The organism is Faunimonas sp. B44, assembly GCF_052655945.1.
In genome coordinates, this window is the sequence record NZ_JBQYEX010000003.1 from 402,726 (window position 1) to 417,183 (window position 14,458).

Consider the following 14,458-nt stretch of genomic DNA (forward strand, 5'->3'; position numbering starts at 1 on the left):
ATGTGGGGCATCATTCCGGCGGCGGGTCGCGGCAGCCGCATCCAGCCGCTGGCGTTCTCCAAGGAGCTGCTGCCGGTCGGCAGCCGGCTCGACGACGGCGTCGAGCGCCCGTGCGCGGTCAGCGAATACCTCGTGGAACGGATGATCCGCGGCGGCGCGGAGAAGATCTGCTTCGTGATCTCGCCCGGCAAGTCGGACATCATGGAATATTACGGCGCCGGCTATGGCGGCGTGCCCATCGCCTACGTTGTCCAGCCCCGGCCGAGCGGCCTGTGCGACGCCATCTTCCGGGCGATGCCCCTCGTGCAGCCGGACGAGCCGGTCGTCGTGGGCCTGCCCGACACCGTCTGGTTCCCCGAGAACGGGCTCCTGCAGCTGCCGCGCGATACGCTCGCCTTTCTGCTCTTCCCGGTCGAGCGGCCGGAGCTGTTCGACGCGGTCGTCACGAATGCCGACGGCGCGGTCCTGGAAGTCCAGGTCAAGCGGCAGGCCGCGGCGACCCGCTGGATCTGGGGCGCGTTCACCATGCCGGGCCGCGTCCTGACGGACCTCCACACGCTCTGGCTGGCCCGCGGCCGGAGCGACGAGTATTTCGGGACGCTGGCGAACGCCTATCTGGCCGCCGGCGGCGTGGCCCGCGGCGTCCCCGCCGGCCACGCCTATGTCGATGTCGGCACGGTGCACGGATACCGCTCGGCGATCGCTCTCCTCAGCGCGGCCGCCGAGGAGAACGCGATGCGCGGCGGATATCATGTCGAGCGCGGCCGGCCGGCCGGGCGTGCGGGCGATGCATTCCGATCAAGCAACGGGGAGTAGGCACTTGGGGGAGACCACAGTCGAACTGTCGCCGGACGAGATCCGGCGGAGGGCCGATTCGCTCGGCCCGTGGTTCCACAACATCGACCTCAACGGGGTCGCGACGGCGCCCGAGCACTTCCTCGGCGACTATCCGAGCGTCAAGTGGCGACGGTTCGCAAACGCGTTGCCTGCGGATCTCACGGGAATGTCGGTGCTCGACATCGGCTGCAACGGCGGGTTCTACTCCATCGAGATGAAGAAGCGCGGGGCGGCACGGGTCCTCGGCGTCGATTTCGACGACGACTATCTCCGCCAGGCGCGCTTCGCCGCCGCAGTCCTCGACCTCGACATCGAGTTCCGGGAGCTCTCCGTCTACGATGTCGGCGCGCTCCGCGAGCGCTTCGACGTGGTGATCTTCATGGGCGTCCTCTATCACTTGCGCCATCCGCTGCTCGCGCTCGACCTGATCCACGAGCACGTCGCGAAGGACATCCTCGTGTTCCAGTCGATGCAGCGCGGCAGCGCCGAGGTTGAGCCGGTCGCCCGCGACTACCCGTTCTGGAGCAGCGACCATTTCGACCGGCCCGGCTATCCGAAGCTGCACTTCGTCGAGCACCATTACGCCGGCGACCCGACCAACTGGTGGATCCCCAACGGCGCCTGCGCGGAAGCCATGCTCCGCAGCGCCGGCTTCCGGATCGAGAGCCACCCGGAGGACGAGGTCTATGTCTGCCGCCGTATCGACCGGCCCTACGGTGCCGGCCCCGTCTATCCCGCCACGGGAGCGGGCGCATGATCGAAGCCGCGATGATCTGGAACGAGCCGAACAACAAGTCGCACTGGGACCCGGAGATCGATCCCGAATGGGTGCTGTTCGGCGAGATGGCCAAGGCAGCGGGCCAGGCGATCCGGGCCGAGAACGGCAGCCTGCCGCGCGTCCTCGGCGGCATTTCGCCGATCGACGCGGCCTTCATCTCGCGGCTCATCGGATACGGCGTCCTCGACGAGATCGACGTGGTCGCGCTGCACGGCTTCCCGCTCGACTGGAACCTCTGGCAGATCCACGAATGGCCGCGGCGGGTCGAGGAGATACGCGCGGTGACGCATCTGCCGGTCTGGGTGACCGAGGTGGGGGTGTCGAGCTTTGGCGCCGAGGAGGTGCAGGACTGGGGCCTCCGCCGCACGGCCGAGCTCCTCAGGGGCGACGTGCCGCGCATCCATTGGTACAGCCTCTACGACCTGCCGCGCGCCTGGGAGGCAACGACCAGGCACAAGGAGGCGGAGGGGTCTTCCTACTACCGTCACTTCTACATGGGCCTGCTGCGGGAGGACGGCACGCCGAAGCCGGCAGCGGAGAGCTTCGCCGGACTGACGCCCGATCTCGGCATCTGCCAGTGGTTCCATTTCGAGGACCACAGGCTGGACGATGCGGTCGCATGGATGAAGCGGCTCGGCGTGAGGCACCTCCGGACCGGGCTCTCCTGGGCCGACAGCTTCCGGCCCGACGCGCTCGCATGGTTCGACCGGCAGATGGAGGCGCTCGCGGATTTCGACGTGACCGTGACCTTCTGCTTCACGCCAGAGCATCGCGGGATTGCGCCGCACCACACCAGCGCGCCGCAGGCGAAGGAGGAGTTCGCCGAGTTCTGCGCCGCCATGATCCGGCGCTATGCGGGATCCGGCAACGCCACGCGTGAACCGATGCGCGTCAGCGCCGGCTGACGCGGCGGGACGGCGCCCCGCCGGAGGCGGACCAATGCTGACCGTGCTCAGCGTCGCCTACCCGTTCGCCGCCGTTGGCCCGGACGCGGTCGGCGGCGCGGAGCAGGTGCTGAGCGCCATCGACCATGCTCTCGTCCGGCGCGGGCACCGCTCGATCGTCGTTGCCCAGGAGGGATCGAGCTCGGGCGGCACGCTCGTTCCGGTGCCCGCGCCGGCCGGAGCCCTCGACGATGCCGCGCGCCGGCGCGGCCACGAGCGGCACCGCGCGGCAATCGGGACTGCCTTGCGGACGCATCGTGTGGACCTCGTGCACATGCACGGGGTCGACTTCCATGCCTACCTCCCCGGTCGGCCCGTGCCGGTGCTCGCCACGCTGCACCTGCCGCCCGACCTGTATCCGCCGGAAGCGCTGCGGCCGCATCGCCCGGACACCTACCTCAACTGCGTCTCCGCCACGCAGCACGAGGCCTGCCCAAGCGTCCCGCACCTCCTGCCACCGGTCGGAAACGGCGTTCCCGACGTCCTCTTTGGGGCACGCCATGCCAGACGCCGCTTTGCGCTCTTTCTCGGCCGGATCTGCCCCGAGAAGGGCGTCCACATCGCCATGGACGCTGCGGCGCGCGCAGGCGTTCCGCTCCTGATCGGGGGTGAAGTCTTTCCCTATGTCGACCATCGCCGCTATTTCGAGGAGGAGGTCGCGCCGAGGCTCGGGCCGCTCTGCCGGTTCCTCGGTCCTGTCGGCTTCGCCCGCAAGCGGCGGCTCTTGAGTGCGGCAAGCTGCCTGCTCCTTCCGTCGCTCGCGGCGGAGACGAGCTCGCTCGTTGCCCGCGAAGCGCTCGCCTGCGGCACGCCCGTGATCGCCTTCGACCGCGGCGCACTTGCCGAGACCGTGGAGAACGGCCGGACCGGGTATCTCGTCGACGACCTCGAAGCCATGGCCGCCGCGATCGGGCAATCAGGGCTGATCGACCCGGAGGCCTGCAGGACCGCGGCGCAACGGTTCTCAACGGAGCGCATGATCGACGGCTATATCGGTCTGTACCGCCGGATCCTGCGCGACCACAGGCGCTACGCCGGTTCTGTCGCATGAGCTGCGCCGTCGAGATCCTCTCGGATCGGGATGAGCTCGCCGGCCTCGTCGAGGATTGGTGGTCGCTCTGGGAGCGCGCGCCGGCCGCGAGCCCGTTCCAGACGCCGGCCTGGCTCGGGGCGTGGTGGTCGGCATTCCATCCCGGCCGCCTGCATGTCCTCGCGGTGCGGAGCGGCGGCATGCTGGTCGGCCTCGCGCCCTTCTACATCGAGGACGGGAGCGGGCGCGCGCTGCCGATCGGAATTTCGATCAGCGACTATCTCGACATCCTGATCGACCCGGCAGCGTCGGGAGAAGCCTTGACGGCGATCTCCAGCCACATCTCCGGGTCGGGCGTGCCGCACTGGCTCTTCCCCGACCTGCCGCCCGAATCCGCCGCCCTCGATCTGCCCTGCCCCGCCGGCTTCCGCGAAGCGGTGGAGCCCTCCGATCCCTGCCCCGTGCTCGCGATCGGCTCCGGACCCGATCCGCTCGGCGGAAACGTGCCGGCACGGCAGCTCCGGAAGCTGCGCATGGCGCAGAACCGCGCCGGCCGCCGCGGGCGCGTGCGCGCGAGGGCCGTCGGAGCGGGGGAGATCTCCCAGTTCCTTGATCTCCTCATCGACCTTCACGGCAAGCGCTGGGGCTCTCGCGGAGAGGCCGGCGTCCTCGCCGATCCGCGGCTGCGCCTGTTCCACGAAGCCGCCCTTCCCGCGCTCGCGGAGCGCGGCCTCGCTCATCTGAAGATCCTTGAGATCGGCGGACGCGCCGTCGGCGCCTATTACGGGCTGCGTTCCGGGCAGCACGCCTATGCCTATCTCGGCGGGTTCGATCCGGACGACGCCTTCGAGAGCCCTGGCACGATCCTCATTGGCGCAGCAATCGCGGACGCCGCGGAGGCGGGCGCGGGCGCGTTCCATTTCCTGCGCGGCGGCGAACCCTACAAGTACGCCTGGGGCGCGGAGGACCGCCGGAACTGCGTGCGCACCTTCCGTCGCGGGGCACACCGATGACGGCGGTCGCGGCCGCACTTGCCGACGTGGCGGAGCGGTTCAGGGAGCCGCTCAGGGCGCTCCTTACAGGGGAGATCCCCACCAATGTCGCCCTGATGCGCGTGCTCGCGGAGGCGGAGCATCCGGGCGAGGCGGGGCGCGCCCTCGCCGGCATCGCTTCGGCCGGTCTCGGCCGAGCGGAGCGCGAGAGGCTGAACACCCTCGGCGACATGCTGCGCGCCCATCCCGATGCGTGGCGCACGATCAGGGCGGTCCTTGCGGAGGCTCGGCATGACAGCATCAGGGACCCGGCGCAGGATGCGGGCTTCTGGGCCGAGACGTTCGACCGGGTGGCCCGGCTCTCCCCGACGGCCGGCGTCGCGCTCTATTCGCTCGGCGATGCCGCGCTTCTCGCCCGCATCACCGCCGAGGCCGTCGGCGTGCTGCATGGCTGGGGGCTGATCGGGCCCCGTCGCGACGTGCTCGACCTCGGCTGCGGCGCGGGACGGATGGCCGCGGCTCTCGCGCCGCTGGTGCACACCGTCACCGGCATCGACGTCTCGGCCGGGATGATCGGCGCGGCGCGGCACGCCTGCGCGGGTCTGCCGAACGTGACGCTCGAAATCACCGACGGGCGGGATCTTGCGATCTGCCCGGACGGCGCGTTCGATCTCGTCCTGGCGCTCGACAGCTTTCCCTATCTCGTGCTCGCCGGCGGCGCGCTGGCGGAGCGCCATGTCGAGGAAGCGGCGCGGGTGCTGCGGCCCGGCGGCACCCTTGCGATCCTCAACTATTCGTATCGCGGCGACCTGGATGCCGACCACGGCGACCTGGCCCGCCACGCGGCGCGTTGCGGCCTCACGCTGGAGGAAGCCGGCACGCGGCCTTTCACCCTCTGGGACGGCGTCGCCTTCCGCCTCCGAAAGCCGCCGGACGCGTGCGGCGGGAACGGCGACGGGGACACGTCCGTTATCCCCGTTCATCCAAGCGAGGACGACCATGGCGGGGAAAGACAAGGCGACCTTCAGCCGGCGCTCCCGGCTCGACGTACCCGATGAACTCCGGCAGCCATCCGCGCCGGCGCCGAACCAGGACAAGGCCGAGGAGCGGCAGACGGATCATCCGATCTTCGGCGATGGCGGCAGCGAGCCGATCGCCCACCACGTCGCTGCCGCCCCGGCCATGACGGACGAGGAGGCGGGCTGCATGGAACCGGACTATCGGCCGCTGCGGCCCACGCCTCCCCCTTCCCGCAAGGCCTGAACGGGACGAGGCGTCAGGACGCCACCGGCCCGCTCGAATGCTCCCCGCGTGGGCGCCAGGGCCGGTGCAGCAGCCACCACGCATCCTTCGCGTCGACCGGATCGAAAAGGTGCCGCCGCGTCGCCCAGCGCGCGAAGGGCGTCGGCTTCGCATCGGGCAGAGGGCGCAGGCGCCCCGGGGCTGCGGCGCGTTCGAGGGCGGCGATCAGGCTGCCGGTCTCGGCATGGGCGGCTGCCAAAGCGGCGGGATCCGCGCCGGCGTGCTCGGCAAGAATCCCAATGCCGAACGCCCAGATCGCCTGCCGCGTCGCCTCGTCGTTCGCCGCCCCCGGCTGCGCCTCGATGGCGAGATCGCATTCGGTGTCGAACCCGATCGACCGGTTGCTGATGTTCGATGTCCCGACGCGGAGCAGCCGGTCGTCGATGACCGAGACCTTCGAGTGGATGATGACCGCCTGCCCGGCGTCATTGTAGGGCGCGAGGATGCGGAACCGGCCGTGGCGGTCGGCCTTGCGCAGCCGCTCGACCTGCACGGTGCGCACGGTGTCCATCGCGATCCGCTCGAAGCGGCCGGGGCTCTGCTCCGGATTGACGACGATCACCTCCGGCCCGTCCGGCTCGGCCAGGCGCTTCTCGAGGGCGGCGATGATCGGGTCCCCGGTGAAGTACTGGTTCTCCAGGAAGATGGTCCGCCGGGCATCGAGGATCATGTCGACGAAGAGCGCGCCGCTCTCGCGCACGGCCGGCGCGCCGTACCATTCCGGCTCGGTGCGGGCGATACCGACCGGGACGTCGGTCATGTCCACTGCCAGATGGTCGGGCCAGCAATCGTGCTCGCCCTTCGCGGTGGTGACGGTTTCCCCGATCGCGAGCCGCCAGCGCTCGCGCGCGATCGCCGACAGCGCGTCCACGACCGGACCTTCCACCGCCATGGTGACGTCGTGGCGCGGCGGATAGGGCGAGCCGTCCGGATCGATCCGGCACGGGTCGTCGGCGACGTGGCCCGGCCGGTCCCAGCGGTTGCAGCCGAAATCCATGCCGCCGCAGAAGGCGATGCGGTCGTCGACGATGAGGAGCTTCTGGTGATGCGATGCGCCGGCGAGATGGGTCCCGTCGAGCTTGAGGTTCATGCGGACGTCGGTCACCCAGTCCCTGATGCGGAGCGCGAGCTTCGGATGCTTGGCGATCCCGAGCGGAAGCGGCATGTCCCATCTCAGGACGCGCACCTCGAGGCCGGGCCTGTGCGCCACGAGCCATTCCAGGAGATCGCCGAGCCGGTCGGGCTCCTCGGCATCGTTTCGATGAGGCTCGAGCCGGATGCGCGGGTCGTAGTCCCATCCAATCAGCATGATGGAGCGCTCGGCCTTGCGCATGGCCGCCTTGGCAGCCGCGAAATAGCTGATCGCGTCGACCAGCAGGGCCGCCCGCGTCGCACGCTCCACGCGCCAGCAATTGCGGCCGGGCACCAGGATGGAGGCAGCCGATGACGGCGGCGCGGCGGCGGCGCCGGGAAGCGGGGGCGCCAGCTCGGATTTCATCTGTTCACTCCTTGCGGGCCAGTCGGCTCTCCGCCGCGAGATCAGTCATTCCAGCTGCACACCGCCTTCAACGGCAGATGATCGGAAGCGACCCGGGCGTCGGCCGAGCGATGCGCGGCGACATGGTCCATGCTGGTGCCGTTCACGAAGATCCGGTCGAGCGGCAAGAGGGGCCGCCAGGTCGGGAACGTCGCCAGCTGGGGCGACGGCTGCAGCTGCCCCATCAGCGGCCGCAGGCTGCCCCCGCGCGGGCGCCACTCGTTGAGATCGCCGAGGAGGACGCAAGGCGTGTCGCTTTCGGCGCGCGCCCTGAGGAGCGCGAGCAGCTGCTGGACCTGGGTATGGCGCTCGCGGACGCTCAGGCCGAGATGGGTCGCGACAACGCGCAGTCGCCTGCTTCCCAGCGCGACTTCCACGTCGATCGCGCCGCGCGGTTCGCGCCAGGCAGTGAAGGACAGGTCCATCCGATGCGAGCGCAGGATCGGGTACCGGCTGAGCACCACGTTTCCGAACGAGCCGGAATGGTCGACCACGTTCGGCCCGGGCACCGCATGATATCCCGTGAGCTTGGCCAGGTACTCGAACTGGTCGACCCAGCCTCGGCCGGACTTCACCCGCCGCGAATCCACCTCCTGAAGGGCGATGATGTCGGCGTCGAGCTCGGAAAGCACCGCCGCCACGCGTTCGGGGTCGCGGCGGCCGTCGAGCCCGACGCAGGAATGGATGTTGTAGGTGGCGATCGTGAAGCCGTCTGCGTCGAGCGCCGGCACCGCCGACCAATCCCGCGCGGCTACCGTGCCGGCAGGCTCGACATCTTCGATCCGTTCGAGAGCGTCCAGTCCGGGGGGAGATCGTCTTTTGCGCAGCCGCATGCAGTGTCCAGATATTCGATGCGGGGATCAACGCAAGAGCAGAGACGAGGTTCGCGCGTGCGACACGTTACTTTGCCGGCCGGATGAGCCGATGCGGCTCCTTCCCGCGAAGCCGGCAAAGACCTGAGCCGGCCCGGCCACGCCTGCGCGGCAGGCGATAGCGGTTGGTGCCCCTGGCCGGACTCGAACCAGCACGCCCTTGCAGGCAACAGATTTTGAGTCTGCCGCGTCTACCATTCCGCCACAGGGGCCCCGGGCGCGCGGCGGATCATACGGACGGCCGCCCGCGCGTCAATGACGCGACGGACAACGCGTCGGTCGTTCAGAGGCGCGCGGGCGCACACCGGCGAGCCTCTGGCCCGTTCGATCACCTCGCCGTCGACGGACGGGATTCCGCGGCAGGCAGTCCGGGCATGCTGCTGGTGTGGCATTCCCGACTCACTTCCGCGCATCTCGCAACGAAAGCCTTGGAAAAGATTCGGCGACTCTTGTGAGCGAGTCACGGCACCTATAGTTTCCGAGCTGCAAAGCACGAGATGTCGTGCGGCGGACAGAATTCCGATCAAGTTCTAGCGTTTGGCGCGGACGCTTCGGCATTCGCGAACAGCTCGGGATTCCGTCCGGATGCGGCAGGAAACAAGGTGCCAAGGAGACCCCATGTCCTGGACCGACGACCGAGTGGAGCTTTTGAGGAGGCTCTGGCAGGAAGGCAGGAGCGCGAGCCAGATCGCCGCGGAACTTGCCGGCGGCGTCACCCGCAACGCGGTGATCGGCAAGATCCACCGGCTGGGGCTTTCCGGCCGCGGTCAGCCGACCTCGACGGTGAAGCGGCAGCGCCGGACCGCCGTTGCGGCAACGCCTGCCCCCCGCAAACCGAGGATGCACCCGGTCGCAGGCGCTCTCGCGCTCGACACGATCGAAGACGTCGAAATGCTGCCGGTCGTTCAGCACAAGAACGCCGTGGTGGTCCCGATCGCCAAGCGCCTGCCGATCGAGAAGCTCACCGAGCATACGTGCAAGTGGCCGATCGGCGATCCCGGCCATTCCGACTTCCACTTCTGCGGGCACCAGTCGCTCGAAGGCCTGCCCTATTGCGAGTACCATGCGGGCGTCGCCTACCAGACACCCGATCCGCGCCGCCGGGCGAAGCGCGCCCACGCCTGAGGCCAAAACGGGCGCGCCGGCGTCCGGAGCGGCGCTCAGGCGCGTTCGAACTGCTCGTTGAAGGAATAGCCGGCGCCGCGGACCGTGCGGATCGGATCGCGAGCCCGGCCGCGGTTCAGGGCGCGCCTCAGCCGGCCTACATGGACGTCGACCGTTCTCTCGTCGACATAGACGTCCCGCCCCCACACGCCGTCGAGCAGCTGTTCGCGGCTGAACACCCTGCCCGGGCTCTTCATCAGGAATTCGAGCAGCCGGAACTCCGTCGGGCCGAGGTGGATCTCGCGGCCGCCGCGGCGGACGCGCACGGTTTCCCGGTCGAGCTCGAGGTCGCCAGCCTTAAGGACGGTGCTCACCGCGTCCGGGCGGACGCGCCGGAGGATGGCCTTGATGCGGGCCATCAGCTCGGGGACCGAGAAGGGCTTGACGACGAAGTCGTCGGCACCCGTGGCGAGGCCACGGATGCGCTCGTCCTCCTCGCCGCGCGCCGTCAACATCACGATCGGGAGGAGTGCCGTCTCCCCGCGAGTCCGCAGCCGGCGACAGAGCTCGATGCCGGACAGGCCCGGCAGCATCCAGTCGAGGAGCAGCAGGTCCGGCTGCCGCTCGCGCAGACGGATTTCCGCCTCATCGCCGCGGGCGATCGTCTCGACGTCGAACCCCTCCGCCTCGAGGTTGTAGCGGAGCAGGATCGCGAGCGGCTCCTCGTCCTCGACCACGAGGACCTGCGGCTTCGGCATTTCAGGCCTGCTCCGCCTGCGTCAGGCGGGTGGTGCTGCTCTCGCGGGACTCGTCGAAGGGCTGGCCGGTGACCAGGTAGCAGATCGTCTCCGCGACGTTGGTGGCATGGTCGCCGATCCGTTCGATGTTCTTCGCGCAGAACAGGAGATGCGTGCACATGCCGATATTGCGCGGGTCCTCCATCATGTAGGTCAGGAGTTCCCGGAAAAGCGACGTATAGACGGCGTCGATCTCGTCGTCCTTTGCCCAGACCTCGCGCGCCTTCTCCACATCCCGCGTGGCGTAGCTGTCGAGCACCAGCTTCAGCTGCTCGAGCGCGAGCGTGGAAAGATGCTCCACCCCGACATAGACTCGCTGGCCGAACTTCTGCGCGTCGATCGCGAGCGCGCGGCGCGCAATGTTCTTGCCGAGGTCGGCGACCCGCTCGAGGTCGTTCGAGATCCTGAGCGCGGCGATGATCTCGCGCAGGTCCTGGGCCATCGGCTGACGGCGGGCGATGACGAGGATCGCCTTCTCCTCGATCTCGCGCTCCATCTCGTCGACCTTCTTGTCGGCCGAGATGCAGTCCTGCGCGAGTTCGGGATCGGACTTCAGCAGAGCGCTCACCGACCGGCCGACGAGCTGCTCGGCGAGGCCACCCATGGTGGCGATCAGGCTGGAGAGCTCGTTCAGCTCGTCGTCGAAGGAGGTGACGATGTGTTGCTTCATTCTGCGTCCTCCGCTCAGCCGAACCGGCCGGTGATGTAGTCCTGAGTCCGCTGGTCGTGCGGATTCGTGAACATCATGTCGGTCGGGCCCTCCTCCACAAGGTAGCCGAGATGGAACATCGCCGTGCGTTGCGAGACGCGCGCCGCCTGCTGCATCGAGTGGGTCACGATCACGATCGCGTAGTTCTCGCGCAGCTCGTCGATCAGCTCCTCGACGCGGGCGGTGGCGATCGGGTCGAGCGCCGAGCACGGCTCGTCCATCAGGATCACTTCGGGGTTCGTGGCAATGGCGCGCGCAATGCAGAGCCGCTGCTGCTGCCCGCCCGACAGCCCGGTTCCGGGCTCGTGCAGCCGATCCTTGACCTCGTCGAAGAGCGCCGCACGCTTGAGCGCACCGGCGACGATCTCCTCCAGTTCCGACTTGTTGCGGGCCAGGCCGTGGATGCGCGGCCCGTAGGCGACGTTCTCGTAGATCGACTTCGGGAACGGGTTCGGCTTCTGGAACACCATGCCGATGCGCGCCCTGATCTCCACCACGTCGACCTCCGGCGCATAGATGTCCTGGCCGTCCAGCTCGACCGAGCCGGTGACGCGCGCGATGTCGATCGTGTCGTTCATCCGGTTGAGGCAGCGCAGATAGGTGGACTTGCCGCAGCCGGACGGCCCGATGAGCGCGATGACCTCGCGATTGGGAATGTCGAGGTCGACCGAAAAGAGCGCCTGCTTCTCGCCATAGAAGACGGAGACCTGCCGCGTCTTCAGCTTCACCGGCGCCTGGTCCGGCGCCTTCGCCGCCGCCTCCCTGGCCTGCGCGATCAGCGTCTCGCGGTCCGCCGGCTCCTCGGCTGCCACCCCGATCGGGATCGTGGCGTTCCGCTCTTCCGTCGTCATCGTCATCCTCATCGTCATTGTGCTCACCAGCGGCGTTCGAACCGCTGCCGCAGGAAGATCGCGACCGCGTTCATGAGAAGGAGGAAGCCGAGAAGGACCATGATCCCGGCCGAGGTGCGCGCGACGAAGCCGCGCTCAGGGCTGTCGGCCCAGATGAAGATCTGGGTCGGCAGGGCGGTCGAGGAGTCCAGGATGCCGCCAGGCGGGCTCGTGATGAAGGCGTTCATGCCGATCAGCAGGAGCGGCGCGGTCTCGCCGAGCGCCTGGGCGAGGCCGATGATCGTTCCGGTCAGGATGCCCGGGATCGCGAGCGGCAGCACGTGATGGAGCACCATCTCGTGCTTGGAGGCGCCGATGCCGAGCGCGGCCTCCCGGATCGACGGCGGAACGGCCTTCAGAGCCGCGCGGGTAACGATGATCATCGTCGGCAGGGTCATCAGCGCGAGCACCATGCCGCCGACGAGCGGCGCCGAACGCGGCAGGCCGAACCAGCCGAGGAAGACGGCGAGGCCGAGCAGGCCGAACACCACGGACGGCACGGCCGCCAAGTTGTTGATGTTCACCTCGATGAGCGCCGTCCATCGGTTCTTTGGGGCGAACTCCTCCAGATAGATCGCCGCGGCGATGCCGATCGGGAAGCTCAGGAGGAAGCAGACGAGGAGCGCGAAGAAGGAGCCGACGATCGCCCCGGACAAGCCGGCCAGCTCCGGGAAACGGCTGTCCGCGTTGAAGAACAGGCCCCAGTTGAAGGGCTGGGTGATGCGGCCGTCTGCCTCGAGCGCATCGAACCACGCGATCTGCTGGTCGCTCACCCGGCGAAACCGCTCGGGCGTGTCGCGGCTGATGTTGCCTTTCGCGAGCTGGTCGAACGGATCGGAGACGGGAATCTCGACCCGCACGGTCTGCCCGATCCAGGACGGGTTGGCGACGACCATGTCGCGCAGCACGAACTGCGCACCGCCGCTGATCATGGCATTGAGGGCGCGCTGGTCGCGTCCCTCGATCCCCGGGAACAGGCTGCCCAGCGCGTCCCTCAGGACCGCTTCGTACCGGGCCCTGAACAGGTTCTCGGGGTCGATCCGCTCCGGATCGAGGTTCACGTCGAGTGCGATCTGGGTTTGCTTGAATGCCGGCAGGCCGGTCACGACAATCGATGTGACGAGCGTCCCGAGCAGCAGCACGGCCGCGCCGATCGCCGCAATGCCGAACCAACGCAGCCGACGGTCGGCGGCGTAGCGCTTCCGCCGGAGGCGCACGGCGGCATCGGACGAGAGCCGGTGCCCGGCGGTGGTCGAGCTATTCATAGCGTTCCCGGTATTTCTGCACGATGCGCAACGCGATCACGTTGAGGCTCAGCGTGATCAGGAAGAGGAGGAGGCCGAGCGCGAAGGCAGCGAGCGTCTTCGGGCTGTCGAATTCCGTGTCTCCGATCAGGAGCGTCACGATCTGGACGGTCACTGTCGTGACCGAATCGAGCGGGTTGAAGGTGAGCGTGGCAATGAGCCCGGCCGCCATGACGACGATCATCGTCTCGCCGACCGCGCGGCTGAGCGCGAGAAGGACGCCGCCCATGATGCCCGGGAGCGCGGCCGGAATGAGCACGCGGGAGATCGTCTCCGCCGGCGTGGCGCCCATCGCGAGCGAGCCGTCGCGCATCGTTCTCGGAACGGCCGTGAGCGCGTCGTCCGCGAGCGAGGATATGAACGGGATGAGCATGATCCCCATGACGCCGCCCGCCACGAGCGCGCTGTTCGGCGCCATGTCGACGCCGATCGAAGCCATGAAGCGGCGGAGCGCAGGCGCGACCGTCAGCACGGCGAAGAAGCCGTAGACCACGGTCGGGATGCCGGCGAGCATCTCGAGCACGGGCTTCACGACGGTCCGCACGCGCTTGTCGGCGTATTCCACGAGGTAGATGGCGGAGAGGAGACCGATCGGCACCGCGACCATCATGGCCATGAGCGCTATGAGGAACGTTCCGGTGAGCACCGGTACCACGCCGAAGGCGCCGGCGCCGGCGATCTGGTCCGCGCGGATGGAAATCTGCGGCTCCCAGCGTAGCCCGAACAGGAACTCGGCGATCGGAACCATGCCGAAGAACTGCCAGGCCTCGAAGAGGAGCGAGGCCACGATGCCGGTCGTCGTGAGGATCGCCACGACGGAGCAGAACACCATCAGCCAGGTCAGGACGTGCTCGACGCCATGGCGGGCGCGGAAGGTGGGCGAGAGGCGGCTGCGTGCCACGAGCAATCCGACGATCGTCAGGCAGGCCACGGCGACCACCATCGCCCAGCGCGCGATCTCGCGCCAGCGGACGAGCGTTTCCGCGGCGGCGAGGATTTCCGGCGACGGATTGCCGAACGTGCGGCCGCCGGCGGCGTTCTTGATCTCGCTGAGGAAGAGCCGGAGCTGCGCCGGCGATGCTCCGTCCGTCAGCGAAGAGGGCAGCGAGGCGAGCAGCAGGCGATCGATGATCGCGTTCTGGAAGAGCAGCCAGACGAGGACGAGGATGATCGCCGGAATGCCGACCCAGATCGCGACGAAGAAGCCGTGATAGATGGGGCGGGAATGCAGCTTCTGGGCGCTGCGGCCGCCGAATACGTACGCCTCGCGCCGGCCGACCACATAGGCGGTCACTGACAGCAGGAGTATCGCCAGGAACAGATAGCCCGTCATGATCCGCCTTCTGCCGCGACGAAGGGAGC

General features: G+C 68.8%; 15 protein-coding genes and 1 tRNA gene. 8 read left to right on the plus strand and 8 right to left on the minus strand.

Annotated elements, in window-relative coordinates; genetic code table 11:
• Genes ACUN0C_RS08045 through ACUN0C_RS08075 form a run of 7 tightly spaced genes read left to right on the plus strand, consistent with a single transcriptional unit; the run spans window position 1 to window position 5,844 of the window.
• Window positions 1–816 carry a nucleotidyltransferase family protein gene (locus ACUN0C_RS08045; protein ID WP_445465813.1) on the plus strand — a complete coding sequence of 272 codons (816 nt, stop codon included), beginning with the start codon at window positions 1–3 and terminating at the stop codon, window positions 814–816.
• Window positions 817–820: 4 nt separating this feature from the next.
• On the plus strand, window positions 821–1,594 hold the full coding sequence (locus tag ACUN0C_RS08050) for a TIGR04290 family methyltransferase (protein ID WP_445465814.1): 774 nt from the start codon (window positions 821–823) through the stop codon (window positions 1,592–1,594).
• Window positions 1,591–2,520 (plus strand): beta-xylosidase, encoded by a 930-nt coding sequence (locus ACUN0C_RS08055; RefSeq protein ID WP_445465815.1) that lies wholly within the window; start codon window positions 1,591–1,593, stop codon window positions 2,518–2,520. Before ACUN0C_RS08050 ends, ACUN0C_RS08055 begins: the two co-directional genes overlap by 4 nt.
• 34 nt (window positions 2,521–2,554) lie before the next feature.
• Window positions 2,555–3,610 (plus strand): glycosyltransferase, encoded by a 1,056-nt coding sequence (locus tag ACUN0C_RS08060; protein ID WP_445465816.1) that lies wholly within the window; start codon window positions 2,555–2,557, stop codon window positions 3,608–3,610.
• Window positions 3,607–4,602, plus strand: coding sequence for a GNAT family N-acetyltransferase (locus tag ACUN0C_RS08065; RefSeq protein ID WP_445465817.1), 996 nt, complete (start codon window positions 3,607–3,609; stop codon window positions 4,600–4,602). Before ACUN0C_RS08060 ends, ACUN0C_RS08065 begins: the two co-directional genes overlap by 4 nt.
• Window positions 4,599–5,639: a class I SAM-dependent methyltransferase gene (locus tag ACUN0C_RS08070; RefSeq protein ID WP_445465818.1), complete on the plus strand. Its 1,041-nt coding sequence runs from the start codon at window positions 4,599–4,601 to the stop codon at window positions 5,637–5,639. The genes ACUN0C_RS08065 and ACUN0C_RS08070 overlap by 4 nt, the downstream gene beginning before the upstream one ends.
• Window positions 5,581–5,844 (plus strand): hypothetical protein, encoded by a 264-nt coding sequence (locus ACUN0C_RS08075; RefSeq protein ID WP_445465819.1) that lies wholly within the window; start codon window positions 5,581–5,583, stop codon window positions 5,842–5,844. Before ACUN0C_RS08070 ends, ACUN0C_RS08075 begins: the two co-directional genes overlap by 59 nt.
• A gap of 13 nt (window positions 5,845–5,857) precedes the next feature.
• On the opposite strand, the gene ACUN0C_RS08080 is transcribed toward ACUN0C_RS08075, so the two are convergent.
• The 3 genes from ACUN0C_RS08080 to ACUN0C_RS08090 form a co-directional block, all read right to left on the minus strand.
• The gene (locus ACUN0C_RS08080; protein WP_445465820.1) at window positions 5,858–7,381 is read right to left on the minus strand and encodes a phospholipase D-like domain-containing protein; all 1,524 of its coding nucleotides are present in this window, start codon (window positions 7,379–7,381) and stop codon (window positions 5,858–5,860) included.
• Between the two features lie 41 nt (window positions 7,382–7,422).
• Window positions 7,423–8,253: an endonuclease/exonuclease/phosphatase family protein gene (locus ACUN0C_RS08085; RefSeq protein ID WP_445465821.1), complete on the minus strand. Its 831-nt coding sequence runs from the start codon at window positions 8,251–8,253 to the stop codon at window positions 7,423–7,425.
• Window positions 8,254–8,418: 165 nt separating this feature from the next.
• Window positions 8,419–8,504 (minus strand) — tRNA-Leu (locus tag ACUN0C_RS08090).
• A gap of 406 nt (window positions 8,505–8,910) precedes the next feature.
• Here ACUN0C_RS08090 and ACUN0C_RS08095 point away from each other — a divergent pair.
• Entirely contained in the window at window positions 8,911–9,417 is a 507-nt protein-coding gene (locus tag ACUN0C_RS08095; RefSeq protein WP_445465822.1) for a GcrA family cell cycle regulator, read from the plus strand.
• A gap of 35 nt (window positions 9,418–9,452) precedes the next feature.
• On the opposite strand, the gene phoB is transcribed toward ACUN0C_RS08095, so the two are convergent.
• Genes phoB through pstC form a run of 5 tightly spaced genes read right to left on the minus strand, consistent with a single transcriptional unit; the run spans window position 9,453 to window position 14,429 of the window.
• Window positions 9,453–10,154 (minus strand): phosphate regulon transcriptional regulator PhoB, encoded by a 702-nt coding sequence (gene phoB / locus ACUN0C_RS08100; RefSeq protein WP_445465823.1) that lies wholly within the window; start codon window positions 10,152–10,154, stop codon window positions 9,453–9,455.
• Between the two features lies 1 nt (window position 10,155).
• The gene (phoU, locus tag ACUN0C_RS08105; RefSeq protein ID WP_445465824.1) at window positions 10,156–10,863 is read right to left on the minus strand and encodes a phosphate signaling complex protein PhoU; all 708 of its coding nucleotides are present in this window, start codon (window positions 10,861–10,863) and stop codon (window positions 10,156–10,158) included.
• A 14-nt stretch (window positions 10,864–10,877) separates the two neighbouring features.
• On the minus strand, window positions 10,878–11,753 hold the full coding sequence (gene pstB / locus ACUN0C_RS08110) for a phosphate ABC transporter ATP-binding protein PstB (protein WP_445465825.1): 876 nt from the start codon (window positions 11,751–11,753) through the stop codon (window positions 10,878–10,880).
• 23 nt (window positions 11,754–11,776) lie between these two features.
• On the minus strand, window positions 11,777–13,057 hold the full coding sequence (gene pstA, locus ACUN0C_RS08115; protein ID WP_445465826.1) for a phosphate ABC transporter permease PstA: 1,281 nt from the start codon (window positions 13,055–13,057) through the stop codon (window positions 11,777–11,779).
• Window positions 13,050–14,429 (minus strand): phosphate ABC transporter permease subunit PstC, encoded by a 1,380-nt coding sequence (gene pstC, locus ACUN0C_RS08120; protein WP_445465827.1) that lies wholly within the window; start codon window positions 14,427–14,429, stop codon window positions 13,050–13,052. Before pstC ends, pstA begins: the two co-directional genes overlap by 8 nt.
• Window positions 14,430–14,458 lie beyond the last annotated feature (29 nt).

Coding starts and splice junctions, on each gene's coding strand:
- ACUN0C_RS08070 (WP_445465818.1), top strand. CDS start 4,599: ATGACGGCGGTCGCGGCCGCACTTGCCGACGTGGCGGAGCGGTTCAGG.
- pstB (WP_445465825.1), bottom strand. CDS start 11,753: ATGACGACGGAAGAGCGGAACGCCACGATCCCGATCGGGGTGGCAGCC.
- ACUN0C_RS08080 (WP_445465820.1), bottom strand. CDS start 7,381: ATGAAATCCGAGCTGGCGCCCCCGCTTCCCGGCGCCGCCGCCGCGCCG.
- ACUN0C_RS08045 (WP_445465813.1), top strand. CDS start 1: ATGTGGGGCATCATTCCGGCGGCGGGTCGCGGCAGCCGCATCCAGCCG.
- ACUN0C_RS08055 (WP_445465815.1), top strand. CDS start 1,591: ATGATCGAAGCCGCGATGATCTGGAACGAGCCGAACAACAAGTCGCAC.
- pstA (WP_445465826.1), bottom strand. CDS start 13,057: ATGAATAGCTCGACCACCGCCGGGCACCGGCTCTCGTCCGATGCCGCC.
- phoU (WP_445465824.1), bottom strand. CDS start 10,863: ATGAAGCAACACATCGTCACCTCCTTCGACGACGAGCTGAACGAGCTC.
- ACUN0C_RS08085 (WP_445465821.1), bottom strand. CDS start 8,253: ATGCGGCTGCGCAAAAGACGATCTCCCCCCGGACTGGACGCTCTCGAA.
- ACUN0C_RS08075 (WP_445465819.1), top strand. CDS start 5,581: ATGGCGGGGAAAGACAAGGCGACCTTCAGCCGGCGCTCCCGGCTCGAC.
- pstC (WP_445465827.1), bottom strand. CDS start 14,429: ATGACGGGCTATCTGTTCCTGGCGATACTCCTGCTGTCAGTGACCGCC.
- ACUN0C_RS08095 (WP_445465822.1), top strand. CDS start 8,911: ATGTCCTGGACCGACGACCGAGTGGAGCTTTTGAGGAGGCTCTGGCAG.
- ACUN0C_RS08060 (WP_445465816.1), top strand. CDS start 2,555: ATGCTGACCGTGCTCAGCGTCGCCTACCCGTTCGCCGCCGTTGGCCCG.
- ACUN0C_RS08065 (WP_445465817.1), top strand. CDS start 3,607: ATGAGCTGCGCCGTCGAGATCCTCTCGGATCGGGATGAGCTCGCCGGC.
- phoB (WP_445465823.1), bottom strand. CDS start 10,154: ATGCCGAAGCCGCAGGTCCTCGTGGTCGAGGACGAGGAGCCGCTCGCG.